Below are 24,441 nucleotides of genomic sequence, written 5' to 3' on the forward strand. Positions count from 1 at the left end.
TTTGCAGGCTATGACACAGTTTGTGCAGTTTGAAGATTTGGGAAACATGCCCTATAAACAGGCCTGGGATTACCAGGAAAGTTTATTGAAGAAAAATCTGGAGGTAAAGGCGGCGTTAAGAAATGCAACCGATAGCCAGGAGCCAATCACCACTCACGACTCACCCTTCACGACTCATCATTACCTGCTTTTCGTTGAGCACCCACCTGTGTACACATTGGGTAAGAGCGGCGATGTAAACAATATCCTCATCAGCGAAGAAGAACGTACTGCAAAAGGCATTGAATATTATCCTACCAATCGAGGTGGCGATATTACCTTTCATGGTCCGCAACAAATTGTAGGTTATCCCATTTTTGATTTAGAGAAATTCGAAACAGACATTGGTAAATATCTCCGCAAGCTGGAGGATGTGATCATTCTTACCATGGCCGATTATGGGTTAAAAGGCGATCGTAGTCCTGGCGAAACCGGAGTATGGCTCGATCCGGATGTGAAAGGCAAGGAACGGAAGATCTGTGCAATGGGTGTTCGGTGCAGCCGCTGGGTTACCATGCATGGCTTTGCATTTAATGTAAATACTGATCTGAATTATTTCAACAACATCATCCCCTGCGGTATTCAAAACAAACAGGTAACATCGTTGGAAAAAGAGTTAGGCCACGCCGTTAGTTTTAACGAAGCTAAAGAACGGGTGAAGAAGAATTTTGAAAAGGTATTTGATATACAGTTATAATGGCTTGGCGAAATAGAGCAGTGTTTTATGATCGCCAAAGATCCATTCTTCTTTTTCTATTTTATAAATAAACAGCAACCAGCTGTTGTCGCCCGATTTTATTTCTATCTGATTATTAACTACCGCTATGGTGCAGGGTGCTACTTCCGTTTTATCTTTTGAATAGAACGTTAATTCTGCTGTTGCTGTATTGTTGCCATTGTGTTTAATTGCTTTTATATAACGGATCAATACCGATTCGTTACTGATGGCTCCGGGCTTTGATCTTCTGCGATAGATGGTCCAGGTTGTTCCGTCTAAGTCGGCAAGGTTTGGACTTATCGGTGTATCCAATACAGGATCAGTTACAGCATTTTTTCCCAACGTCTCACGCCAGAAAATTTCTTTCTTCACCAGTGTGTGTACTGTTCCGTCGTCGTCAAGCAATATCAGTTCGCTTTCTGTAACAGTTTTTATGGTGTAAATATCTGCTGCAGCAATAAGTATATTTCCGGGTTCATCAATAACGGCTTCTCCACGCATGATGGTTTTTGTGCCATCACGTGTTTCAACTTTATTGGTATTGGTAAAATGGAGATAGATGGTGTCGCCAATCGGCAGGTCGCTTTTATCCTCAGTAGTCCGTTTTGTTTCCTGCCAGCGACCCTGCAGTTGCTCTAATGAGAACTGAAAGGTTTGCGTTTTTTTTGAATTGCCGGTATTGGTTGGAGTTACGCCTTTTCTTCCTACACGTTGTGCAAATACTAAACAAGGTGCGGAAAAAAGCAGGAACAGTAATAGGGCTAAATTTTGTTTCATAAGTGTGGATGCAGGGGGAAAGCAATCTGCAACATACTTCAAATTACAAAAACAACGCCATTCTTCAAATGAAGAAGCAAAAAGCTTAATAATCTCTTGTTATAAGGAACTTATTTTTCTCCTTCAGCTTACCGTCTTCCAGCAGTTCAAAGTGGTACCAGCCCGATTTCATGAAGTTTACTTTATCGAGCGTAAGGTAGCTTTCGGTAATTTTTGGAATAGCAAAAAGGAGCTTGCCATCTTCCCGCATAAAACGGATGCTGTATTTTTTTGCTGCGGCATCGGGCAGGTTAATTACAGGGTTGCCATCATCTCCTGTAAAAACATAGATCGACGGAACCCAAACAGGCTTTGGCGGCGTCTGTGGTTTATCTTCTTTCACTGTTTCTTTGGGATGTGTTGCAACTACAGGTTTATTGTTTTTTACGGGTTCAACGGAGGCAACAACTTCTCTGCTTGTATCTATAAATAATTTGCGTGATGGCGTGAAGATATAGTTCGTACCCTCAAATAAAATAAAAATGCGGTAATAGCCACTGTCGTTCTTGGCTGTTTTATCAATATAACTATAGCTTTTTGCATTCGGGTTCGGCACAGAATGGATGGTGCTGAAGCTGCGTAAACTGTCTTTCGACCGTTGAATATTTATCTGCGATACATTCTTATACGGGCTGTTCCAGCTTAATACAATTTCTCCTGTTCTTTTTTTAATAGCTGTAAATTTTGGCAGCGTATCGTTTTGTGCAAATACAAAAATAGTTACAAGGAGGAGAGAGGAGAGTAAGCTCAGTTTCTTCATGGATGATGTATGCTGATGGTTGATCACAATAAAGCGCAAATATAGTGCCGTTCAGAATAACAAAGTTCCTGCAGGCAGGCTGTTGTTTCCCTGTAGTCCACCGCTGTGTATGAGCAATACGCTACAGCTTTCGTAAAAAAAGCTCTGCTCAGCAAGCGCTGTTACTGCCTGCATTAATTTACCCGTATACACAATGTCGGTTGGAATACCGGTTTTAGTATAAAACAAATTCATAAAGTTGAATTGCTCCTGTGTTGTGCGTGCATAACCTGCACCTGCAAATTGAAACAGCACTTTTGTTGTTGCTTCGGTTTTAACATGTGCATGTTGCTGCAAAAAAAGTTCCTGCTCTGTTTCTTTTATTTTTAATGCAGGAATACCAATTACTGTTTGATGTGCTTTGGCAGCAGCTGCTATTCCTTTAAACGTTGTTCCGGTACCCATCGAACAAAGAATGTGTGTATAGCTGTCGGCCTCAGGAACTGCAGCAAGTATTTCTGTACAGCCAAGAAAACCTTCGTAATTATTTCCACCTTCAGGCACAAACAGTAAATGACGGTATTGCTCTTTAATAAAGTTTACAGCCTTGCTGTACGAATCATAATCTGCTCGGTTTACCGGTAGCAGTTGCATACCATGTGCTTTGCAAAATGCAAGTGTATTGTTTAACGGTTCCATCACTTCACCACGGATAATACCAACAGAAGAAAGACCTTGTTGATAACAGGCAAAAGCAGTTGCACAAAGATGATTTGAATAGGCACCGCCCATTGTAATAATTCCTTCTTTTTTTTCTTCAAGAACTTTAAGCAGATTGTATTTGAGCTTAAAGCTTTTGTTACCCGAAATAACAGGATGCAACAAATCGAGCCGGGCTACCGTAAAAGGGAAAAACAGACCATTTTCCAAAGGCCATTTGATGTTGTGATATGCTATTGTTAATGGAATCGTTTGCATGATGCGGGGGAACGATAGTTTCCTATCTTCGCAGCGCTCAAAAATAATCGATTACATGCAACCAACACTTTTAATACTTGCAGCAGGAATGGCCAGCAGGTACGGCAGTATGAAACAGATGGAAGGCTTTGGTCCTTCCGGCGAAACCATTATGGAATATTCTATTTACGATGCCATCCGTGCAGGATTTGGTAAAGTAGTGTTTATTATCCGTAAAGATTTTGCTGATAATTTTAAAGCAGCGTTTGAACCCAAGCTGAAAGGTAAAATTGAAATTGACTATGTATACCAGGAGCTCAATTCGTTTACAAACGGTTTTGCAATTCCTGCAACAAGGGTGAAGCCATGGGGTACAGCACATGCAATCCTTTGTGCGAAAGATGCTATTAAAGATCCGTTTGCTGTAATTAACGCCGATGATTTTTATGGCAGAGATGCCTTTGAAAAAGCAGCAAAGTTTTTAAAGGAAGAATGTGCTGCTGATAAGCATTCAATTATTGGTTACGAGCTGGCAAAAACATTAAGCGAAAATGGTACCGTTAGTCGTGGAGTTTGTGTGGTAGATGAGAACAATAATCTTGTAAGTATTTCTGAGCGTACAAAGATCTATCCCGAAAACGGAAAGATTGTTTACGAAGATGCAGAAGGTAAACACGAAGTGCCCTATCACTCAAGTGTAAGTATGAATTTCTGGTGCTTTGATGCATCGGTGTTTGATCTTGCTACCGATCTGTTTGCAGATTTTCTTAAAACAAAAGGCCAGGAAGAAAAATCAGAATTTTTCATTCCTATTGTAGCCGATCATTTTATTAAAGAAGGATTAGGTGTTGTAAAAGTAATTCCAACTTCTTCGCAATGGTTTGGCGTTACATACAAAGAAGATGCCCCGGGTGTACAGAAAAGTGTGAACGACCTGGTTGCTTCAGGTGAGTATCCGGCTTCGTTGTGGGGTTAATGTAAAATCAGTTTGCCGCTTGCAGTATGTCCTGAATTGCCTGTGGCCCGATAGATATAAAATCCTTTCTGTAACTTTTGAATATTGATCAGTTGCGGGAAGGATTTTAATTTTTCGCTCAACACTAATTTGCCACTTAAATCAAACAATTGAAATATATATTCGTCTCTTGTGTTTGAAAGAACCTGTAAAGGCTCATTCAATCTTACAGGATTAGGATAAACTGTAATTGTTTTTGGGCTGGTGAAATAAACGGTTCCGGTATTTGAATAGAGAACCCTTCCATCAACAAGTGTAATCGCAACCCTGTATGCATTGCTGCCATTAATAAGGAATTGATCGTTGAAAATAAATTGCAAACTGTTTTGCAAATTTTGTTCGTTCAACGGTATAAATCCTGTTGCTGATAGTTTTTCAAAACGTATTTTTTGCACCATATAGTCTGTTCCCAATACAAACGAAAGCAATACGCTGTTGTTAACCGTCAACTCTGCAAGAAAAGTTTTTACATAGCAATCGGTTCCCTGGGTTTCATAATTAAATGTGTAGGACGGCATCGCTGCATTATTGCGTAACAAAGGAGTAATACTGTAATATTTTGAAGGGCTACTGGCTTTTGAAAACAGAAATGAAGTATCGGTAACAATTCGTATCTGTTCCATATAGTTAGTGCCAAGACTGGTAATGCGATAAGATGATGCTTCATTTATTTTAGGCCAGGTTAGCAAAACAGAATCTGCACAGTTGAAACCAACAGCAGGTAAAAGGCGTTTGCTGATAGTAAAAGTATCCGATATATACCGTGTTCCGTTTACCGTAAAGGCAAGCAGCGCTTCGCTGTATACATTTGGGGTTATCCACTTATAATATCCTTTTTGTAAGTCTGCAGATTGGGTGATGTTTTGCCATGTAATTCCTTTGTCGAGACTGTATTCTATTGCTCCTGTATTATTTGCATAACTGGATTGAAAACGCAGTATATGCGAGTTTGCTGAAAAGAGATAGTCGGATGATGTTGGAAAATACCATGCAAACTTGTTCAACGTATCAAGTTGATAAGCGATGGAAAATGCTTGCGCACCTTGCGGTATAGATGACCCCTTAACGAAGAACTGGTAATCGCCGGCTGTGGGATTATCGAGTGTAATTTGTTCAACTACATTCAACGTGTCTTTTTTCCGAACCGGCAATTCTTCTATAGTTGTTACAGATGGAGTAGGGTTTAAGACCCATGGTAAAAACAGGCTTCCACTTGCAACGTGCTTCAGTTCAAGATCAAGATCATTCACCAAAGCTTTAACCGTTCCAGGTTGGGCGGCAGGGTCAGTCCATACCAATGTGACCTTTAGTTTTTTTATTCCTGTTGGTACAGTGATGGTAAATTGTTTTTGCTGTTTATCGGCTATCGTTTCATTAAAATAATGGGTTTGTAAAAGTGTACGGACTGCATTAGTTGCATTTAATTTTCCGTAGCCCGATTTGTAATCGATACCAACTGCATCAACATCCTCAGCACTGTTCAGCAAAACAGCTTTTATAAGCGATGCCTGTGCATTGGTATTATTATTTAAGTTTCGGTAAGTATGATGAAGTACTGCAGCTACACCAGAAACAAGTGCTGTTGCACCGGAGCTCCCATCTTCGCCAAATGCAACAAGCTCTGGTTTTATACGTCCATCGAAAGCAGGACCTTTTGAGCTGGGCGATAAAACAACGTCAGTGGAATCAGTATGCCCTACAGTAATAATATTTTTTGCCTGTTTAAAATTGCCAGTAAGATTTGCGTACCCATTTATGTTGGCGTAGGTTCCTGTTGTGGCAAAAGAAGAACCGGAGTTGCCTGCCGAGAAAAGATGAACAACTAATGGGTTTGCAATTACAGATGCATCGTAAGCAGCTGCTTCGGCTCCATAATAACTTTCAATTATTGTTCCGTATGAATGATTTTGTACAAGTATGGGAGTTTGATAATAACTGTTTGGTTCCGGTAAAAGATTTAAAAAACTTGCCGAACTGATTTTTGATTTCCATGCAGCCCCTTTTGTATTGTACCATGCATTACCACCCCCCGAGGTGATGGTTGCAATTAGTGAAGCATGCGAACTGATAGAAGCTGCACTATAAGCGGAGGGGATTATTCTTCCTTTAAAATCTATATCGGCAGTATCAAACATCTGCTCTTTTACAGAAAGTACAATGTTATCGCCATTCAAATTCGGAAAAGCATTTTGTATTGCTGAAATATTATTTGCCGAATAATCTACAAAACCAAGCATTAATTCTTCGACTGGTTTTTGTTGCTGATCGGCCCATTGAACAACATCAGAGGAGAGTAATTTTTGAAACGTAAGTGTCGAACAGTTGATAATGATGGTATTTGTTAACGGGTATATACGAAGTAGTTTTACCTCTTGTTGAAATTTAATTATTTCCAGAAAGGAGTCAATTGAGGATACTGTAAATGTAAAAGAACTAAGTTCATCAGTTCCAAGACGGGCAAAATTTATACGAAGCAATGGAGAAATTTTGGCTTCTGTTTTTTTGCTTAATGTTTGAGCTTGAACGCTTTGGAAAAAGAATAACCATATCAAAGCAGCCCCTCCTGAAACAAGGCAAAAAGCCCTTTTAGTGTTACAGACTATCGAATTCATTACATCAATGTTCGGGATTTATTTAACACAAATGTTGGTAGTTGGATTTTACGAAAAAAATGGTTTGAAAATTATAAGCAATTCATGTTTATAGTTTAAAATAAAATTAATAATTTAACATACATTTTCAACCTAAACATTAAAACATGAGAAGACTTCTTTTAGGCTCAGCTGTAGTATTATTTGCAGCATTATTTATTGTAGCCTGTTCTAAATCTGCAAAAGAATCTGCACCCGATCAGGTGTCCGATGAAATCTTAAGCTTAATTGCTTTTCAGGGTTTGTCTACAAGCAATGTAAAAGCAGTTAGCGGCGGCTACCTCGTCGAAGGCGACATCTTCATAAGCAACGATCAATTAAAGTCTGTTCCCGGTGGAGCGAATATGACTATTGCAAGCGAAGAACAGTACCGTACATTTAACCTGGTTTCAGTAAGCGGCACAAGAACGATCAATGTGTATCTTGAGCTCGCCGACCCTAATGCAGGTACTTATTTTGGTCCGGCACTTGATGAAGCTATTAAGCGTTATAACGATTTAAATCTGTCGCTCAAATTTAATCGTGTTACTTCTGCTCCCGGAACAGGTGGTATGACTGTAAAGGCTTATTACGAAAATAGCAATACAATTGGCTTTGGTGGTTTTCCTTCAGGTGGCAACCCTTATAATCTCATTAGCCTTAATACAAAATATTTTACTGCAAGTGCCAATACTAACTGGCTGGCAACTGTAATTGCGCATGAAATGGGCCATTGCATTGGTTTCCGTCATACAGATTATATGCGTCGTGCATATAGCTGTGGTTCGGGTGGCAACGAAGGACAGGCAAAGAATGGCGTTGGTGCTGTACTTATTCCTGGTACACCTTCAGGTCCTGATGCACTTAGCTGGATGCTTGCTTGTTCAGATGGAACAAACAGACCATTTAATGCAAATGATGTGATAGCCTTAAACTATCTCTATTAAGCGTAGTGATCGTACAAAAGCATAAAGAGAAAGCCCCGCAATTTGCGGGGCTTTCTCTTTTTATTTGCGTAATGCTTTGTATTGATTAATGAGAGCATTGGTTGATGCATCATGCGATGTAACAACAGCATCGCTTTCCAGCTCAGGGAGAATTTTATTCGCCAATTGTTTACCCAATTCAACACCCCATTGATCGAAACTGTAAACATTCCAGATAACACCTTGTACAAATATCTTGTGTTCGTAGAATGAAACCAGTTCGCCTAGTGTAAACGGCGTGATCTGTTTTACAAGAATGGAATTAGTAGGGCGGTTTCCTTCAAATACTTTGTAAGGAATCAACTCTTCTTTTACACCTTCAGCAATCACTTCTTCTTTTGATTTGCCGTTCATGAGTGCTTCTGTTTGCGCAAAGAAGTTACTCATGAGCTTGTTGTGATGATCGCTCAGCGGATTATGACTGATAGCCGGAGCAATAAAATCAGAAGGAATTAAATGTGTGCCTTGATGGATCAATTGATAAAATGAATGCTGACCATTTGTACCCGGCTCACCCCAAATAATCGGGCCTGTGCTGTACTCAACTTTGTTGCCGCTGCGATCAACATACTTACCATTGCTCTCCATATTTCCCTGCTGGAAGTAAGCTGCAAAACGGTGCAGGTATTGATCATAAGGAAGAATGGCTTCACTCTTTGCATCAAAGAAATTTACATACCAGGTGCCCAGCAATGCCATGATCACAGGAATATTTTTATCGAAGGCTGCAGTTTTAAAATGTTCATCAGCAGCATAGGCGCCTTTCAGCAATTCTTCAAAATTGTTATAGCCAATGGTTAAGGCAATAGATAAACCGATGGCGCTCCACAAACTGTAACGGCCACCAACCCAATCCCAGAACTCAAACATGTTGGCTTTATCAATACCAAACTTCACCACTTCTTTTTCGTTGGTAGATAATGCAGCAAAATGTTTGGCAACAAAAGTTTCGTCTTTTGCATGCTGCAAAAACCAGCTTCTTGCACTGTGTGCATTGGTCATGGTTTCCTGTGTGGTAAATGTTTTTGATGCAATAAGAAACAACGTTTCATCTGCAGTTACTTTTTTCAACGTTTCTGCAATATGTGTTCCATCTACATTACTTACAAAATAGGTTTCAATACCATCAACCCAATAAGCCTTTAATGCTTCGGTTACCATTACAGGGCCAAGATCGCTACCTCCAATACCAATGTTTACAATGTATTTGATCTTTTTACCGGTGTAACCTTTCCATTCGCCACCGTGAATGCTTGCACAAAAGCTTTTCATTTGTGCCAATACACGTTGCACATCGGGCATTACATCTTTTCCATCAACCAAAACAGGCTTGCCGGAGAAATTACGAAGAGCAGTATGCAACACTGCACGCTTTTCAGTATGATTGATCACATCACCGGCAAACATCTTTTCAATTGCTTCTTTCACCTTGCATTCATCTGCTAACTGTTGCAGCAGCTGAATGGTTTCTTCGGTAATGATATTTTTAGAATAATCGAAGATGATATCGCCTTCGGTAACATTGAATTTTTGAAAACGGTTTGCATCAGCTGCAAACAATTGTTTCATGTGTACCTGTTTCATTTGTACAGCATGTACTGTTAACTGTTGCCAGGCTTTTGTTGTAGTTGGGTTAATCGATGAAAGCATATTCGTTCATTTTATCAATAAATATTATTCAGCATCGGCCAGCAGTTGCAGGCTTTGCTCTTTGTCTTTGTGCAACTGTTCAATCAGTTTATCCAATCCGTTAAACTTCACTTCTTCACGTAAATGATATTTTACAAACACTTTTAAATGGCGGTTGTAAATGTCTTCTTCAAAATCGAACAGGTTTACTTCAGTTGTTTTTTGTGTGCCGTCAACAGTAGGTCTTGTGCCAATGTTCATCATCCCTTTTAAAATTCTTGTATCGCCTTCAATCTGTGCAAGCACAACATACACACCGTTTGCCGGAACCAGTTTACCTGCATCCTGTATCTGCAGGTTGGCAGTAGGGTAGCCCAGCTTGCGACCGAGTTTATTTCCTTCCACCACATATCCTCTGAAGAAATAGGTATAGCCTAAAAGTTGATTGGCTGTTTGTGCATCGCCTTTTGCAATGGCTTCACGGATTTTTGTTGAACTTACTGCTACTTCGTTCAACACCTGTTTCGGAATTTCTTTTACATCGTAGGCAAACTCTTTTCCCATCTGCTGCATCAACGCAAAATCACCTTCACGGTTGTTGCCGAATTTATGATCGTAACCAATAATAATGAGTGATGGGCTGAACAGCTTTACCAAAAAATCCTGGATGTACTGTTGTGCAGTTTGTGCTGCAAAAGCTTTATCAAACGGAACAACAACGAGGTTATCCAATCCCTGCTGTTTCAACAGTTCAATACGTTCTTCCAGTGTAGTAAGTTCGGCTACTTCCTGCTCGGGTTTAAGCACTTTACGGGGATGTGGGTAGAAGCTGATGAGTACCGATTCGGCTTCCCGTTCTTTAGCTTCAGCAATTAATTGCCGGATAATTTGCTGGTGACCAAGATGCACACCATCGAACGTACCGATTGTTAGTACGGTTTTGCTGAAAACCGGCAGTTGCTGCAGACTTCTGTAAACCTTCATAATTTGAAGGCACAAAAGTAACACATTTGATGTGTGGAAGTGTTAGTTTTGCGGCTCATAATCATCGGTACATGTCATTATACAATAAACGGGGCGTTTCAGCGCAAAAGGAAGAAGTACACAAGGCAGTAGAACATCTCGACCAGGGTTTATATCCAAATGCGTTTTGCAAACTCTATCCTGATTATTTGGGTGGCGATGCCGATTGGGTGAATGTGACGCATGCCGATGGTGCAGGTACCAAAAGTATTCTTGCTTATCTGTATTGGAAAGAAACGGGTAATGCATCGGTTTGGAAAGGCATTGCACAGGATGCTATTGTTATGAACCTCGATGACCTGCTTTGTGTAGGTATTTATGATAATATTTTATTCTCTTCAACAGTAGATCGTAACAAAACATTGATTCCGGGAGAAGTATTGGAACAGGTGATCAACGGGTCGGCTGAGTTGTTTGCACAACTGAAAGAATATGGGGTGAACATTCATTACCTAGGTGGCGAAACGGCTGATGTGGGTGATGTTGTGCGTACCATTGCAGTTAATGGAACGATGACGGCTCGCTGGCCAAAGAGCAAAGTAATCAGCAACGATAAAATAAAAGCCGGTGATGTAATTGTGGGTTTAGCTGGTTTTGGACAGGCAGATTATGAAACCTTTTACAACAGTGGCTTAGGAAGTAATGGCTTAACAAGTGCAAGACACGATGTGTTGGAGAAATATTATGCGCATCATTTCCCTGAAACATTTGAATCGAAATTGAGTGATGATGTGGTGTATATCGGCAAACATCGTTTGGCTGATGAAGTGCAATTGCCGAATGGTGAAACATCACTCATCGGTCGCTTGTTGCTTTCACCAACAAGAACATTTGCACCGGTGTTGAAGGAAATTCTGCAGAATCATTTTGATGCAGTACATGGTTTGATCCATTGCAGTGGTGGTGGACAAACCAAGTGTATGAAATATTTACCAGGACCAATGAAGATCGTGAAAGACAATCTGTTTACACCGCCAATCATTTTTGATCTGATACAGGAAGCTTCCGGTGCTGATGCACGTGAAATGTACCAGGTGTTCAACATGGGTACAAGGCTCGAGATTTATACCAATGAAAAAGATGCGGATACATTGATCAATATTTCGAAATCGTTTGGTGTTGATGCACAGGTGATCGGCAGGGTAGAAGCGAGTGAGAAGAAAGAGTTGCTGATTAAATTGAAGGATGAAGAATTAACCTTCTAGAAAATAGAAAAGCGAGGCTAAACCTCGCTTTTTTTATACAAAGCAATTTTGCTTTCTATGTTTTAATTAAACGTAATTGAAGTTGTACTTACAGGTAAACGGAGATTTATTTTTTGTATTGACCTACAATATACTTTTCTCCCGTTTTGAATTGCGGGAACCCATTTAGGGCCTTTTTTAATTGCTTCTATCAGCACTTCTGCAAGCTTCGTGTTCTGCATGGTTTTGGCTTTTACCTTACTGACAAATCCATCAGGAGTAACAATAAATTCAACTTCACACAAGCCGTCTTTACCCTCTGCAGTTAAAGCATCAATATTTTCTCTTATTACTTTTTCCATATACCTGTTCCATGCAAGTTCTCCACCGGGAAACTGAGGCATTATTTCTGCTTTTGTAAAAATGGGAGTGCCTTCCGGAATACTATTTGTGTTTTTAGGCAAAGTGTCTTTTGCTTGTTGCGGTTGTTCTATTGTATTTTTTTCTGTTATAACCGCATCTTCAAAAATAATAACGCCATCTTTTGCCTCAGATCCATATTTAGTGATCGCATCTTTATTGTTCTTTGGAATTACAGTAACTGTTTTTGCTGTAATTAATAAAGAGTCTGTCATTTTTCTTGTAGATTTCTTTCCATTAATAATGATAAGGTGATTATTATAAGTGTTGTTATCAACTAGAATTGAATCAGAAATCAGCTTTGTTACTTTTTTGTTTGAATTAGGGATTGTATCGTTTTGAGTGTTGGTAATTGTAGTTATGTCTGATGCTTTATTTTTTCCGGATGCATAGTTCACAATACCTTTTAAAATAGCTGCTGCTATTTGTTCCTGGTTCTTTTCGTTTGATACAAACTCCGCATCGTTTTTATTACTGATAAATCCGCATTCAATCAAAATAGAAGGGAAGGGAGCTGATTGAATAACATAAATACCCTTTTCCCTTTGCTTGATGGCAGGTTCACGAATAGCCATAATATCTTTCATCTCGCCAAGAATGGTTAAGCCAAGCTGCTTGCTTTTGTCAAGATAAGGAGTACCATCTTTCGCAACATAAATTTCTACACCATTTGCAGGGTTATCTGATTTGGTTCCTTGCCGAACAACAGGTGGCGCATAAGCGGCATGAATGGAGATAAACAGATCGGCATTTTGTTCCGTTGCAATACGTAACCGGTCGTTCAATGCAACATCGGTTTCTGTTGGTCTGGTAAAAACGAGTTTAAGGTTTACATCTTTATTGAGTGCTTTTATTTTATTGCAAATGGCCAGAACTACTTCATCTTCCTGCAAATTGTTTAAACCTCTTACGCCCGTAGGAATTCCATTTTTATAACCATGTGCGGCATCAATTACAACCGTTAATGGTTGTTCTAATTCAGAAAACGGGGAGAGATTTGTTTCACTACGATTAATTTTTACAGCAAAAGCAGTAACCAAAAACGTAAGCAACGGCAGTAATAACAAGCGGCTGATATAGCTCGCTTTCGGGTTTTTAAGTTTCGACAGCATAAGGAGTCTTCGTTTAATAGGTGAATAAAAAAAGGGGTTGGTGAAAGGAAGTGTATGACCGGGAAAAGCTGATGCAAGGATCATTGCAGCCAGTGCAGAACTGTCCTGATCCTGTACCGCTTTTTTATCGGCAATAAATTCATGGATCATTGATAGTTCTTTGCGTATAAGCCAGAAGAACGGGTTTATCCAAAATGCAATCAGCAAGAGATTCAAAAACAATTTATCAAGGCTATGTTTTTCTTTTACATGCACCAGCTCATGGGCAAAAATCTGTTGACCATGTATTGATTCAAATGCAATATTTCTGTTCCAGAAAATGTAATTGAAAAAAGAAAAGGGTGTGCCTTTGGCGTCGGTATCAACGAATACCAGCTGTTCTGTTTTCCAATGCTGGTATTTTTTATAAAGACGGAAAATTTGAACAAGTGCTTTTATAAATCCGGCAAATATCAGCAGTGATACTATCAGGTAGAGATAAGTGCTGATGTGTTCTGTAGTAAAATGATTTGTTACTGAAGCTGTTTGCTGCACATCTTCTTCAAACCAGGTTTCGTTGGTGGTGATGGTTTGTAAAACTTTGTACGAGGTAGCTGTTTGCTCAGCAGGATGATACCAAAGCTGAAATTGCAGCAAAGGAAGCGTTAGCGACAGCACTACAGCTGCCAGCAAATAAAAGCGATTCCATTGATGAAAGATTTTGTTACGTAGTGCCAGCCAGTAATAAGCGGTTAATACACCGGAGCAGATGATTACTTTCAGCAGGTATTCGGTTAGAGCAGTCATGGTTATTTCTTTTTCAGGGTTTGTAAGAGTAGTTCAAGCTCTTCGATGCTGAGATTGTTTTCTTTCACCATAAAGGAAACAGCTTCGGAAAACGAGCCTTCAAAATAACCTTTCACCAATGTTTTCATACTGGCTTTTGAATAAGCTTCTTTTGTAATTGCAGGATAGTATTGATGCATGCGGCCAACCACATCAACCTTGATGTATTTCTTTTCTATTAAAATTTTCAGCAACGTTGCAACGGTGTTTTGATGCGGTTTGGGAACAGGCATTGCATCTACAATTTCTCTCAGGAATGCTTTGTTCAGTTTCCAGATCGCCTGCATTACCTGCTCTTCTGCTTTGGTAAGCGGTTTTAATTTGTCTGCACTCATAAAACGAATGTATAACTAAAAAATTAGTTTAACAACTAAAAATTTAGTTAAAGAAACATTTCAGCTTTCTTTTTCATTGGTTTGCACTTATTTTGCGGTATATAAAATTGTAGTATGCTTCCGATCGTCGAAATAAACAACGCCAATATCTATCAAAGTGGTAATCTCATTCTCAGCAACGTTAATCTCTCGGTTAACCAAGGCGAGTTTGTGTACCTCGTTGGTAAAACAGGTACAGGTAAATCATCTCTACTTAAAACGCTTTATGGCGAATTGCCTTTAACCGAAGGCGATGCTACAGTATCCGGATTTAATCTGCGTGACATGGATTGGAAAAAAGTTCCTTTCCTTCGTCGTAGTTTGGGTGTGGTGTTTCAGGATTTTCAATTGCTCACCGATCGTAATGTGCACGAGAATTTAAAATTTGTACTGAAGGCTACAGGTTGGAAAGATGAAAACCTGATGGAAGAAAAAATCAACGATGTATTAGACAAAGTTGGTTTGAAATCGAAAGGATTTAAAATGACCTTTGAAATGAGTGGTGGCGAACAGCAACGTGTTGATATTGCACGTGCATTGCTCAACTCTCCTAAATTAATATTGGCCGATGAACCTACGGGTAACCTCGATCCCGAAACAAGCGATGAAATCATGAACCTGCTTTTCCAGGTTGCACGTGATTATAACACAGCAGTGATTATGGCTACGCATGATTTTATGGTGATCAAAAAATATCCTGCACGTATGGTAAAGACCGAAGGCGGTAAAGTGTGGGATAATGCTACTGTAGAGCACGCATAAGCTGCTCTGCATTTTTTCTGTTGTTAAAATTGTTTTGCAAGAGACCTTCTCTTATCTGCACATCATCATCGGTAAACTCTTTATGAAACAACCGGAATATCTGGTATTTCATTTCAGTAGGATTGTTTGCAAGCTGACATGCAGCCTCTAAACCTGTACCATTAAGCATGGCGTTGTTTGCAATAACATGTCGTCCTTTAAATAAGGCGTTTAATAATTTCAGTTTAATGCCCGACTGTATCATTGAAGGCAACACATGCACCTGTGCTTTCTGCATCAGATCGTTCAGTTCATCTTCACCGGGGTTAACTACCATGCAGGTGTGCGGATATTTCTGAGCTAATTCAACTAAGCGATCGGGAGGATTTTTTCCTGCAATTACAAAGGGAGTTTCCAGCTCATGAAAAACTTTTTCCAGCAACCAGCTTGCTGTTTTTTCATTTTCAGCTACCGATAAGTTACCGTGGTATAAAACGAAATTTCCTTTTCCTGTTTTGGATGTAACAATTGTATTGGGAATAAATGCAGGCAGGTAACTGATGTTCCCGGCTTTGAATGTTTTTTGATATGTGCTGCAGTCGTTTTGCGAAATAGAAAGTATGCGATAGTCTTTCAATGTAGCTTCATATCTTTTCAATAATCTGCTTTCGTGTTGCATGTAAGCTTTACGCACAAGCGATGTTTCCCACTTACCCAGTTGTTTATAGTATTCAAATTCGGTATTGTGTAAACGGATGGCGATATTCTTTTTTGTAACAGCACCTGAGCTTAAGCCGTAAGTGCAATGCACGCCTTCAAAAAAAACGGGATAATTATCTGCTTCCAAACGTTTCCATAATTGTTCATCGTTACGGGAAGCAACAATATAAGGGAGTTGCAGTGAAAAACCTTTGTGCCCTTCCTGGCGGGTGTAATAATACACTTCTGCACAATATTTTTCCAGCTCAGTTTGTTCGCCACGGCCATATTCAAAACAATGCAGGTGAACTTTAATTCCCAATTCATGCAATGCTTTCACTTTGTAGAATACATCAACCACGCCACCATAATCGGCAGGAAAGGGAACATCAAACGAAACAATATGTATGTGATCAGCCAAGGAGTTTTTTATAAAAGTTAATTAATCGTTTCTCTTCTTCCTGCCAGTTTAAAACAACTGCAGCTTTTTGGCAGTTTGCTTTTAACCGGGCATATAAAACAGGGTCGGATAATAATTTGTTTAAACCTTTTGCAATGGTCTCTTCACTTGTATCGGGTATCAGCAATGCAGTTTCAAATTGGTTGTTGATATTCCGGTAAGCAGGATAGTCAACACATAACTGCGGAACACCTGCCTGTATATAATCGAAGAAACGATTTGCAAGCGAAAGATAGTTACTAAGTCCGTTGTTTTCAAATAGTGTAATGCCTGCGTATGCAGTAGAGGTAATATTTTTCAACTCTGCAGGTTTTAATTTGCCTTTCAATAGCACTTTTTCTTCAAGTTGATTCTGAGCAATTAAGGTTTGTGTTTGTGCAAGAAAATTCCCATCACCATAAATATGCAACGAAACATTTACCAGCTTCATAGCAGGTATCAATGTTTCAAAACTACGGCCTTCGTTTACTGCACCCTGGTAAAGGAGGAAGGTTGAAGGTTTAGGGTTTAGGGTTGAAGGCTGTGTATTGTTTTCCGTATGCCTTACGCCTTTTACCATTTGGCTGTTTATCACCGGCACATTCCTCACCACTTCATACTTCACGTTATACATTTTTTCAAACTCTTCGGCAATAGGTTCGCAAACAGTATAACCATATCGGAATTTCGGAACAGCAAAACGTTCTATCCGTTTCCACATGCGGTAGCGTGAAGGGCGGGTAACAATTTCTTTCATCTCACAAAACAACTCATGTGCATCGTATACACGCTTTGTGCGTTTTAATTGCGAAGCAAAGTAGCAGGGTAGAATGGTGTCGAGATCAATTGCGCAAATACAATCAGCTTGTTGTAACAACAACCAAAAAAATAAACGAAGGTTGTACTCTGCATAAAACAATGGGCCTTTGGTAAACCAACAGAATAATCTTTTTTGAACAAAGGGATGTTGTTGAAGCGCTTCCGATTGGTTGAGTTTTCGTCCAACCAATGTAACAGTATAGCCTTGTTGTGCAAGTGTTGTACAGATCCGGATCATACGTTGATCGTAAGTAAGGTCGTTAGTAACTGTACAAATGATGTTTGGCAAAGAATAATTGGTTTTGCGCAATTTAGTAAAATGAACGATGAATCATCAATCAACTTTTTTACCCAGCCATATTCCTAACGAAACATCTGCAATGAAAGAGAATTCATTATTCACCAATGGAGAGTAGATGCTTGGTCCGATGCTGCAATCGAAACTAAAACGGTTTTTATAATTACGTTGTATGCCCCATACAATCCCAACATTGGGTAAATGCGATGCCTGCTTTATTGAATAATTTCCCTGGCTGTTATGATAATAAGTTATTCCTGAATATGCATACTTGGTTAAAAGTGAAATATAGTTTACCGAATTTCTGTCGGTAATTTTTCCCTTTCTCTCTCTTAATTCGAAGTTGTAATAATAACGGAGCTGCAGAGCCGCAAGTACTGCAGGCGAAAAGGAAGAAGATGATCCAAGCGAAGAGGAGTAGGAGTACGACCATCCGAAACTGAAAGCAGCTTTGGTTTTTATACTCAGCTTATCCGAAACAGGATGTTCATAAGCTAAGCCGGGTGAAATTATTGTTGCTGTAAATAGGGGTTTAACATAACCGCTTTTTTGAGCAATTAATGAAGATGAAAAGAGAAGTAAAAACAGGATGATAAGGTTGCGCATCTTTTTTCAAGAAAGATATGCAAACAAATTCAGCCTCATTTGCCGATGATTTTTTACCTTACTTAATATGAATCTGATAGAAACGTTCTATACAGCTTTTGCCAAAGGCGATTGGCAAACAATGGCCAATTGCTATCATCCTGATGCCGAATTTACCGATGAGGTATTTGTTGGGTTGAAGGGAAAAGAAGTACCGGCCATGTGGCGCATGTTAATTGAACGGGGCGGCGGCAATATGGAAATAACGCATAGCCATGTGCAGCTAGCCGGCGAGCAGGGTAATGCCGATTGGGTGGCGGTGTACATTTTTTCAGCAACAGGCCGGCGGGTCATCAATCGTATTCATGCAGAATTTGAGCTGAAGGATGGAAAAATTTTCCGCCATCGGGACAGTTTCGATCTGCACAAATGGGCCGGGCAGGCAATGGGTTTCAAGGGCCAATTGTTGGGTGGAACCGGATTTTTCAGAAAAAAAGTGCGGAAAACAGCCAGGGCAGGGCTCGACCGCTTCCTTAGCCGGAATAATTAATCTGTCAAATGCTGCTTTTTCAGGATATTTCCCCTACCTTTGCCGCCAATTTACAGATGTACAATTTGGATGTCAATTAAAAAAATCTGAGATGTCAGCAATTACAAAAGAAAAAAAAGCAAGCATTTTCGCCAACTTCGGTGGCGCTGAACAAAACACTGGTTCTATTGAAGGTCAGATCGCTCTGTTAACTGAGCGTATCAATCACATTTCTGCTCATCAAAAAGCAAACAAGAAAGACTTCTCTACAAACCGTGGTCTGATGCAACTGGTAGGTAAACGTAAGCGTTTACTCAGCTACCTGAGCAAGCACAACCTGCAAGGGTACCGTGCATTAATTGAGAAACTCGGTCTCCGTAAATAATTTACGGTTATGTAATAAATCATTATTCCCAACACGTTTTTTTGCGGTTGGGAATTTTGTTTTTCTTACAGGTTTCTCTTTTCACTTCATTATTTCACAGAATTGCTTGCAAGGCCTTTATCCCGCCTGCCTTCCTGTCAATTCAAAAACAAGATTTGTATGTTATTAAATCCTATCAGCAAGTCGTTCGATCTGGGAGATGGCCGCATCGTGTCCATCGAAACAGGTAAACTGGCCCGCCAGGCCGATGGTTCTGTTACTGTTCGTCAGGGTAACTGCGTTATCCTCGCTACAGTAGTTGCTAACAAAGAACCAAGAGAAGGACAAGACTTCTTCCCATTATCAGTAGACTACCAGGAAAAGTTTGCATCTGCAGGCCGTATTCCCGGTTCGTTTTTTAAGCGTGAAGCAAGACTGAGTGATTACGAAGTTCTCACCAGCCGTTTGGTTGACCGTGCTTTACGTCCTTTATTCCCCGAAGATTATTTCTGCGATGTGCAGGTTCTCCTCAGCCTTATTTCATCTGATGCAGAGGTTATGCCCGATGCAATGGCATGTTTGGCTGCATCTGCCGCACTCGCTGTTTCTGATATTCCCATCAAGGAAATTATCTCTGAAGTACGTGTAGCGAATATAGATGGTGAGTATGTTGTAAACCCAAGCCGTTCACAACTGGCAAAAGCTTCTTTCGATTTCATTATTGCAGCTACTGAAAAGAACCTGATGATGGTGGAAGGTGAAGCAAAAGAATGCAGTGAAGAAGAACTGGTAAAAGCATTGGAAGTTGCACACAATGCAATCCGTGTACAAATTAAAGCGCAACAGGAATTAAGAGACGCTGTTGGTGTTACTGCAAAACGTGAGTACACAAAGCCTGTTGTTAACGAAGAACTGAATGCGAAAGTGATCGCTTTTGCAAAAGATAAAGTATATACTATTTCAAAAGCAGGTAGCAGCAAGCACGAACGCAGTGATGCTTATGATGTACTGAAGCAGGAATTAATTACCAGCCTCGGTGAAGAAGCAACAGATGCAGACAAGAAGCTCGCTAAAAAATACTACGAAGATCTCAAGTGGGAAGTGGTACGTAATATGATCCTCGATGATCGTATCCGTCTCGATGGCCGCCAGTTAGACCAGGTGCGTCCTTTGCAAATGGAAACTGAGCCTCTGCCAACTCCACACGGTTCTTCTTTGTTTACCCGTGGTGAAACACAATCGCTCACTACTGTTACACTTGGTACCAAACTCGATGAGTTGTTAGTTGAAAGTGCAGCAAAAAGCGAATACACAAAATTCATTCTCCACTATAACTTCCCTCCGTTCTCAACTGGCGAGGTGAAGATGATGCGTGGTCCTGGCCGTCGTGAAGTTGGTCATGGTAACCTTGCTATGCGTTCATTAAAACAAATGATGCCTGGTAGCGAATATCCATACACTGTACGTGTAGTGAGTGATATTCTTGAATCAAATGGTTCGTCTTCTATGGCAACTGTTTGTGCTGGTTCATTGGCGTTGATGGATGCAGGTGTTCCTGTTCAAAAACACGTTAGTGGTGTGGCAATGGGATTGATCACACGTGGTGATGGTAAGTATGCTATTCTTACAGATATCCTTGGTGATGAAGATCATCTTGGTGATATGGACTTTAAAGTAACCGGTACACGTGAAGGTATTTGCGGTGTGCAGATGGATATTAAAGTAGATGGTTTGAGCATGGATGTAATGCGTGCAGCATTGGCACAGGCTCGTAACGGTCGCTTACACATTCTTGATGCAATGTATGAGTGTATTGCAGAACACCGTCCTGAGGTGAAACCACATGCACCACGCATGGAGAAACTCATTATCGATAAAGAATTTATTGGTGCTGTTATCGGGCCTGGTGGTAAAGTAATCCAGGAGATCCAACGTGAAACTGGTACAACCATTACGATTGAAGAAGTAGGTAACTACGGTGAAGTAAGCATCTTCTCACAAGAGAAATCAGGATTGGATAAAGCTGTAGCCTGGGTTAAAGGTATTGTAGCTGTTCCTGAAGTGGGCGCTGTTTACGAAGCAACCGTAAAAGGTATTAAAGAGTTTGGTGCGTTTGTAGAATTCCTTCCAAAGAAAGAAGGTTTATTACACATCAGTGAAATAAGCTGGAAGCGTTTGGAAAGCATGGAAGGCATCTTCAAAATCGGCGACCAGGTGAAAGTAAAACTCATCGGTCTCGATCCGAAGACTGGTAAGTTCAAACTCAGCCGCAAAGCGTTAATGCCAAAGCCGGAGAGTGCACCGAAACCACAGCCTCAACCAAGACAGGATGAGAGCAATGGTGAAGAGCGTCTCTAACTTTCAATGAAATAAGTGAACTTTACAGTCCCGCTGCAAGGCGGGACTTTTTATTGCGTATGAACTAGGTATGCCATACTTATCTGTGTTTCGAATGAAATGCGTCAAGCTATGGTAAGTATGGCATACCTGTCTGCAAAACAGATATTAACTATGATCAATTATATCAAAATTTCAGTGCCTGTTACAAGCGATGAGCAACAGGAAATACTACTGGCTTTGTTAAGCGAAGAAGGATATGACGGATTTGAAGAAACAACCGATGCATTGAATGCATACATCAGCGAAGAGCAATTCGATCAGCAGCAGTTGGAAGAATTGTTGCAACCATTTTCTCTCAGCTATACAAAAGAAGTAATTGCACCCAAGAACTGGAACGCAGAGTGGGAGAGTAATTATGAACCGGTTGTAGTAGATGAGTTTGTTGCAGTGCGTGCACACTTTCATCAAACAATTGCAACGGTGCAGCACGAAATTGTGATCACGCCAAAGATGAGTTTTGGTACAGGCCATCATGCAACTACATGGCAGGTAATGAAGCTGATGCAGGGAATTGATTTCTCTAACAAAACAGTTTTTGATTTTGGTTGCGGCACAGCGGTGCTGGCCATTCTTGCAGAAAAATTAGGTGCAACTTCTGTACTTGCAGTTGATAACGATGATTGGTGTATTGAAAACTCATTGGAGAATGTTGCTACCAACAACTGCACAAAGATCGTTGTTCAAAAAGCCGATGTGCCATCAACACATCAGTTCGATATTATTCTTGCAAATATCAATCGGCATATTCTGTTGCAATACATGGTAACAATGGCAGCTTCCCTTAATAATAAGGGTTATATTATCATCAGTGGTTTTTATAAAGATGAAAATCAGTTGCTCATTGACGCTGCAACCGCACAACAACTGCAATTAATAACAGCATCTGACAGAAACAACTGGAGTGCATTATTGTTTCAAAAGATAGCATAACATGAATGCGCTGTTGCTCATATTGTCAGCTTATCTTATTGGCTCCATTCCTACAGCTTACTGGATCGGTAAATGGTTTTTTCATATCGACATACGTGAACATGGCAGTAAGAATATGGGTGCATCCAATACCTTTCGTGTGCTTGGTTCAACATGGGGTGTTATTGTGTTGATAATAGATATGGGAAAAGGTATTGCTGCAGTGCAACTTTCACATGCAGTAGATTCGTCTATATGGCTGGGTTATGAAACCACATTCTGGAAATTGTTGTTGGGACTCGTTGCAGTAGCCGGACATATCTTGCCGGTGTTTGCCGGTTTCAGAGGAGGGAAAGGCGTAGCAACTTTGTTTGGTGTTGTGCTGGCAATACAACCATGGACAGCTTTAATAAGTATAGCAGCTTTTGTAGTGGTGGTTTTTTTAACAAAGTATATTTCACTCGGCTCTGTTATTGCTGTTACAGTATTTGCTGTATGCGTTTGGTTTGCAGTAAAGGAAACAAATGAATATATGCGGTGGTTTTCAATTATTGCAGCGTTGTTGGTAATTGTAATGCATTATAAAAACATTCTGCGTTTACTCGCAGGAAAAGAAAATAAATTCACCGGGTTTAAGCGGAAAAAGTAATCTTAACGTTCTTTTGCAGGAGTTGTTTTTTAAACTTGGTACGCAAATTGAAATCTGTAAGTAAAATCAATGAAGATGAAAAAGATAATTAGTTCGTTGGCAATTATAACGGTACTGCTTGCTGGTTGTGCAAAGAACCAGATAACTGGTCGCAGTCAGCTCAAGTTATTACCTGAAAAAGAATTACAGGCAATGGCTACACAACAATACCAGCAGTTTCTTGCCGAAAGTAAAGTTGTGTCGGTATCGGTTAATAAAGATGCAGAGATGGTACGCCGTGTAGGTACACGTATTGCAAATGCTATAACCAATTATTTAAAAGAGCAAGGCAAACCTGAAATTCTGGAGGGTTATAAATGGGAGTTTAATCTTGTTGATAATAAGGAAGTGAATGCCTGGTGTATGCCCGGCGGTAAAGTGGTTGTGTACACAGGATTATTGCCTGTAACACAAAACGAGGCTGCTCTTGCAGTGGTTATGGGCCATGAAATTGCACATGCTATCGCCCTGCATGGTAACGAACGTATGAGCCAGGGTTTGGCTCAGCAATTAGGTGGCGTAGCATTATCTGTTGCTGTTGCAAATAAATCTGCAGAAACGCAGAACCTGTTTATGAATGCCTATGGTATTGGTACAACAGTGGGCGGTACATTACCATTCTCCCGTAAACAGGAGCTGGAAGCCGATCAGTTCGGATTACGCTTTGCGGCCATGGCCGGATATAACCCGCAAGAGGCGATTCCTTTCTGGCAACGGATGGCACAAGCAAGCGGAGGTCAGAAACCACCGGAAATTTTAAGTACCCATCCATCCGATCAAACCCGTATTACCAAGATGCAGCAATACGTAAAAGAGGCCATGCCTTATTACAAACCAATAGGTAAGTAATTGAAAATTATATTTTAAGCATATCAAGCCGGCTAAAAGCCGGCTTTTTTGTGTCTTCAAAAACAAAAAAATGTTTGTTGATAACCTGTGAGTGATGGGGAAATTAACTACCTTTGCAATCCACTTTAGTTCTCATCAAAATTTACATTGGCATGTCTATTTCTCTCTTGGAAAAACTCCAATTGAACGAAGAAAAGAACTTATTAATTCAGGGCTTACCCTCTTCAATCGAAAAACAATTTGTAAAGTTATCGTTCGCCAAGAACGTAACTCCGTTGTTACGCAGTAAGAAGATCGATTTTGCCCTCGTCTTTGCAGTAAATCAAAATCAATTAAACGGAATCTTAAAGGAAGTGCTGCCAGCATTAGGCCCCAACGCCAAATTCTGGGTAGCTTATCCTAAATCGGCTTCCAAAATTGTGAGCGATTTAAACAGAGACGGAAGCTGGCAGTTTGTGTGCCAGTGCGGATTTGAAACTTCAGAAGAAGTAGTGCTGGATCATGTATGGACTGCAATGCGTTTTGAACGTGCTATTGCATTAGCTCCGAAACCAGCAAGATCAACAAACAGAACTTCAAGGTTAACACCGGCTGAAGCTTAAATCCGTTCACCAACTAATTACACTAGCCGTCTGCAAAAGGCGGCTTTTTAAT

Annotated in this window: 23 protein-coding genes; 12 read left to right on the plus strand and 11 right to left on the minus strand. The window is 40.2% G+C overall.

Annotated elements, in window-relative coordinates; genetic code table 11:
* The first annotated feature begins 10 nt into the window (after positions 1 to 10).
* Complete coding sequence (gene lipB / locus ESA94_RS15530) at positions 11 to 736, plus strand: lipoyl(octanoyl) transferase LipB (protein WP_129131857.1); 726 nt, start codon at positions 11 to 13, stop codon at positions 734 to 736.
* Here the strand turns inward: lipB and ESA94_RS15535 are convergent.
* From ESA94_RS15535 to ESA94_RS15545, 3 genes are all read right to left on the minus strand, one after another.
* The gene (locus tag ESA94_RS15535; RefSeq protein WP_129131858.1) at positions 731 to 1,534 is read right to left on the minus strand and encodes a hypothetical protein; all 804 of its coding nucleotides are present in this window, start codon (positions 1,532 to 1,534) and stop codon (positions 731 to 733) included. The genes lipB and ESA94_RS15535 overlap by 6 nt on opposite strands.
* Before the next feature lie 85 nt (positions 1,535 to 1,619).
* On the minus strand, positions 1,620 to 2,333 hold the full coding sequence (locus tag ESA94_RS15540; protein ID WP_129131859.1) for a hypothetical protein: 714 nt from the start codon (positions 2,331 to 2,333) through the stop codon (positions 1,620 to 1,622).
* A gap of 51 nt (positions 2,334 to 2,384) precedes the next feature.
* Complete coding sequence (locus ESA94_RS15545; RefSeq protein WP_129131860.1) at positions 2,385 to 3,290, minus strand: 1-aminocyclopropane-1-carboxylate deaminase/D-cysteine desulfhydrase; 906 nt, start codon at positions 3,288 to 3,290, stop codon at positions 2,385 to 2,387.
* 55 nt (positions 3,291 to 3,345) lie between these two features.
* Between ESA94_RS15545 and ESA94_RS15550 the strand changes: the two genes are divergently transcribed.
* Positions 3,346 to 4,245, plus strand: a complete 900-nt coding sequence (locus ESA94_RS15550; protein ID WP_129131861.1) for a nucleotidyltransferase family protein — start codon at positions 3,346 to 3,348, stop codon at positions 4,243 to 4,245.
* On the opposite strand, the gene ESA94_RS15555 is transcribed toward ESA94_RS15550, so the two are convergent.
* The gene (locus tag ESA94_RS15555; protein WP_164972764.1) at positions 4,242 to 6,761 is read right to left on the minus strand and encodes a S8 family peptidase; all 2,520 of its coding nucleotides are present in this window, start codon (positions 6,759 to 6,761) and stop codon (positions 4,242 to 4,244) included. The two genes, ESA94_RS15550 and ESA94_RS15555, sit on opposite strands and share 4 nt — an antisense overlap.
* A gap of 281 nt (positions 6,762 to 7,042) precedes the next feature.
* Between ESA94_RS15555 and ESA94_RS15560 the strand changes: the two genes are divergently transcribed.
* Positions 7,043 to 7,861: a M57 family metalloprotease gene (locus tag ESA94_RS15560; RefSeq protein WP_129131863.1), complete on the plus strand. Its 819-nt coding sequence runs from the start codon at positions 7,043 to 7,045 to the stop codon at positions 7,859 to 7,861.
* A 60-nt stretch (positions 7,862 to 7,921) separates the two neighbouring features.
* Here ESA94_RS15560 and pgi read toward each other — a convergent pair whose 3' ends face one another.
* Both pgi and ESA94_RS15570 read right to left on the minus strand, forming a co-directional pair.
* Positions 7,922 to 9,550, minus strand: coding sequence for a glucose-6-phosphate isomerase (gene pgi / locus ESA94_RS15565; RefSeq protein ID WP_129131864.1), 1,629 nt, complete (start codon positions 9,548 to 9,550; stop codon positions 7,922 to 7,924).
* 24 nt (positions 9,551 to 9,574) lie between these two features.
* Entirely contained in the window at positions 9,575 to 10,513 is a 939-nt protein-coding gene (locus ESA94_RS15570; protein ID WP_129131865.1) for a bifunctional riboflavin kinase/FAD synthetase, read from the minus strand.
* Between the two features lie 71 nt (positions 10,514 to 10,584).
* Here ESA94_RS15570 and ESA94_RS15575 point away from each other — a divergent pair, with 71 nt between their 5' ends.
* Complete coding sequence (locus ESA94_RS15575; RefSeq protein ID WP_129131866.1) at positions 10,585 to 11,757, plus strand: AIR synthase related protein; 1,173 nt, start codon at positions 10,585 to 10,587, stop codon at positions 11,755 to 11,757.
* Positions 11,758 to 11,819: 62 nt separating this feature from the next.
* Here the strand turns inward: ESA94_RS15575 and ESA94_RS15580 are convergent, their stop codons facing one another.
* Complete coding sequence (locus ESA94_RS15580; protein ID WP_129131867.1) at positions 11,820 to 14,054, minus strand: N-acetylmuramoyl-L-alanine amidase; 2,235 nt, start codon at positions 14,052 to 14,054, stop codon at positions 11,820 to 11,822.
* 2 nt (positions 14,055 to 14,056) lie between these two features.
* The gene (locus ESA94_RS15585) at positions 14,057 to 14,428 is read right to left on the minus strand and encodes a BlaI/MecI/CopY family transcriptional regulator (protein ID WP_129131868.1); all 372 of its coding nucleotides are present in this window, start codon (positions 14,426 to 14,428) and stop codon (positions 14,057 to 14,059) included.
* A gap of 114 nt (positions 14,429 to 14,542) precedes the next feature.
* Here ESA94_RS15585 and ESA94_RS15590 point away from each other — a divergent pair, with 114 nt between their 5' ends.
* Positions 14,543 to 15,229, plus strand: coding sequence for a cell division ATP-binding protein FtsE (locus ESA94_RS15590; protein WP_129131869.1), 687 nt, complete (start codon positions 14,543 to 14,545; stop codon positions 15,227 to 15,229).
* Here the strand turns inward: ESA94_RS15590 and ESA94_RS15595 are convergent.
* The 3 genes from ESA94_RS15595 to ESA94_RS15605 are packed head-to-tail and all read right to left on the minus strand — an operon-like array spanning position 15,210 to position 18,069.
* Positions 15,210 to 16,328: a glycosyltransferase gene (locus ESA94_RS15595; RefSeq protein ID WP_129131870.1), complete on the minus strand. Its 1,119-nt coding sequence runs from the start codon at positions 16,326 to 16,328 to the stop codon at positions 15,210 to 15,212. The two genes, ESA94_RS15590 and ESA94_RS15595, sit on opposite strands and share 20 nt — an antisense overlap.
* Entirely contained in the window at positions 16,321 to 17,454 is a 1,134-nt protein-coding gene (locus ESA94_RS15600) for a glycosyltransferase (RefSeq protein ID WP_240671070.1), read from the minus strand. The genes ESA94_RS15595 and ESA94_RS15600 overlap by 8 nt, the downstream gene beginning before the upstream one ends.
* Positions 17,455 to 17,499: 45 nt before the next feature.
* Complete coding sequence (locus tag ESA94_RS15605) at positions 17,500 to 18,069, minus strand: hypothetical protein (protein ID WP_129131871.1); 570 nt, start codon at positions 18,067 to 18,069, stop codon at positions 17,500 to 17,502.
* Between the two features lie 67 nt (positions 18,070 to 18,136).
* On the opposite strand from ESA94_RS15605, the gene ESA94_RS15610 reads away from it, so the two are divergent.
* The 7 genes from ESA94_RS15610 to ESA94_RS15640 all read left to right on the plus strand — a co-directional run bounded on the left by ESA94_RS15610 (position 18,137) and on the right by ESA94_RS15640 (position 24,389).
* Positions 18,137 to 18,598 carry a nuclear transport factor 2 family protein gene (locus ESA94_RS15610; protein WP_129131872.1) on the plus strand — a complete coding sequence of 154 codons (462 nt, stop codon included), beginning with the start codon at positions 18,137 to 18,139 and terminating at the stop codon, positions 18,596 to 18,598.
* Positions 18,599 to 18,689: 91 nt separating this feature from the next.
* Positions 18,690 to 18,962 (plus strand): 30S ribosomal protein S15, encoded by a 273-nt coding sequence (gene rpsO, locus ESA94_RS15615; RefSeq protein ID WP_129131873.1) that lies wholly within the window; start codon positions 18,690 to 18,692, stop codon positions 18,960 to 18,962.
* A 159-nt stretch (positions 18,963 to 19,121) separates the two neighbouring features.
* Positions 19,122 to 21,299 (plus strand): polyribonucleotide nucleotidyltransferase, encoded by a 2,178-nt coding sequence (gene pnp, locus ESA94_RS15620; protein WP_129131874.1) that lies wholly within the window; start codon positions 19,122 to 19,124, stop codon positions 21,297 to 21,299.
* 120 nt (positions 21,300 to 21,419) lie between these two features.
* Positions 21,420 to 22,271, plus strand: a complete 852-nt coding sequence (prmA, locus tag ESA94_RS15625) for a 50S ribosomal protein L11 methyltransferase (protein ID WP_164972765.1) — start codon at positions 21,420 to 21,422, stop codon at positions 22,269 to 22,271.
* 1 nt (position 22,272) lies between these two features.
* Positions 22,273 to 22,899, plus strand: a complete 627-nt coding sequence (gene plsY / locus ESA94_RS15630; RefSeq protein ID WP_129131876.1) for a glycerol-3-phosphate 1-O-acyltransferase PlsY — start codon at positions 22,273 to 22,275, stop codon at positions 22,897 to 22,899.
* A 75-nt stretch (positions 22,900 to 22,974) separates the two neighbouring features.
* The gene (locus tag ESA94_RS15635; protein WP_240671071.1) at positions 22,975 to 23,787 is read left to right on the plus strand and encodes a M48 family metallopeptidase; all 813 of its coding nucleotides are present in this window, start codon (positions 22,975 to 22,977) and stop codon (positions 23,785 to 23,787) included.
* A 152-nt stretch (positions 23,788 to 23,939) separates the two neighbouring features.
* Positions 23,940 to 24,389 carry a hypothetical protein gene (locus tag ESA94_RS15640; protein ID WP_129131878.1) on the plus strand — a complete coding sequence of 150 codons (450 nt, stop codon included), beginning with the start codon at positions 23,940 to 23,942 and terminating at the stop codon, positions 24,387 to 24,389.
* Positions 24,390 to 24,441: the final 52 nt, after the last annotated feature.

Origin of the sequence: Lacibacter luteus (assembly GCF_004118265.1) — a bacterium.
Classification (GTDB): Bacteria; Bacteroidota; Bacteroidia; order Chitinophagales; family Chitinophagaceae; genus Lacibacter; species Lacibacter luteus.

Excerpts from the sequence above, each read along its gene's own strand:
- lipB (WP_129131857.1), top strand. The coding sequence starts at position 11 with ATGACACAGTTTGTGCAGTTTGAAGATTTGGGAAACATGCCCTATAAA.
- ESA94_RS15535 (WP_129131858.1), bottom strand. The coding sequence starts at position 1,534 with ATGAAACAAAATTTAGCCCTATTACTGTTCCTGCTTTTTTCCGCACCT.
- ESA94_RS15540 (WP_129131859.1), bottom strand. The coding sequence starts at position 2,333 with ATGAAGAAACTGAGCTTACTCTCCTCTCTCCTCCTTGTAACTATTTTT.
- ESA94_RS15545 (WP_129131860.1), bottom strand. The coding sequence starts at position 3,290 with ATGCAAACGATTCCATTAACAATAGCATATCACAACATCAAATGGCCT.
- ESA94_RS15550 (WP_129131861.1), top strand. The coding sequence starts at position 3,346 with ATGCAACCAACACTTTTAATACTTGCAGCAGGAATGGCCAGCAGGTAC.
- ESA94_RS15560 (WP_129131863.1), top strand. The coding sequence starts at position 7,043 with ATGAGAAGACTTCTTTTAGGCTCAGCTGTAGTATTATTTGCAGCATTA.
- pgi (WP_129131864.1), bottom strand. The coding sequence starts at position 9,550 with ATGCTTTCATCGATTAACCCAACTACAACAAAAGCCTGGCAACAGTTA.
- ESA94_RS15570 (WP_129131865.1), bottom strand. The coding sequence starts at position 10,513 with ATGAAGGTTTACAGAAGTCTGCAGCAACTGCCGGTTTTCAGCAAAACC.
- ESA94_RS15575 (WP_129131866.1), top strand. The coding sequence starts at position 10,585 with ATGTCATTATACAATAAACGGGGCGTTTCAGCGCAAAAGGAAGAAGTA.
- ESA94_RS15580 (WP_129131867.1), bottom strand. The coding sequence starts at position 14,054 with ATGACTGCTCTAACCGAATACCTGCTGAAAGTAATCATCTGCTCCGGT.
- ESA94_RS15585 (WP_129131868.1), bottom strand. The coding sequence starts at position 14,428 with ATGAGTGCAGACAAATTAAAACCGCTTACCAAAGCAGAAGAGCAGGTA.
- ESA94_RS15590 (WP_129131869.1), top strand. The coding sequence starts at position 14,543 with ATGCTTCCGATCGTCGAAATAAACAACGCCAATATCTATCAAAGTGGT.
- ESA94_RS15605 (WP_129131871.1), bottom strand. The coding sequence starts at position 18,069 with ATGCGCAACCTTATCATCCTGTTTTTACTTCTCTTTTCATCTTCATTA.
- ESA94_RS15610 (WP_129131872.1), top strand. The coding sequence starts at position 18,137 with ATGAATCTGATAGAAACGTTCTATACAGCTTTTGCCAAAGGCGATTGG.
- rpsO (WP_129131873.1), top strand. The coding sequence starts at position 18,690 with ATGTCAGCAATTACAAAAGAAAAAAAAGCAAGCATTTTCGCCAACTTC.
- pnp (WP_129131874.1), top strand. The coding sequence starts at position 19,122 with ATGTTATTAAATCCTATCAGCAAGTCGTTCGATCTGGGAGATGGCCGC.
- prmA (WP_164972765.1), top strand. The coding sequence starts at position 21,420 with ATGGCATACCTGTCTGCAAAACAGATATTAACTATGATCAATTATATC.
- plsY (WP_129131876.1), top strand. The coding sequence starts at position 22,273 with ATGAATGCGCTGTTGCTCATATTGTCAGCTTATCTTATTGGCTCCATT.
- ESA94_RS15635 (WP_240671071.1), top strand. The coding sequence starts at position 22,975 with ATGAAAAAGATAATTAGTTCGTTGGCAATTATAACGGTACTGCTTGCT.
- ESA94_RS15640 (WP_129131878.1), top strand. The coding sequence starts at position 23,940 with ATGTCTATTTCTCTCTTGGAAAAACTCCAATTGAACGAAGAAAAGAAC.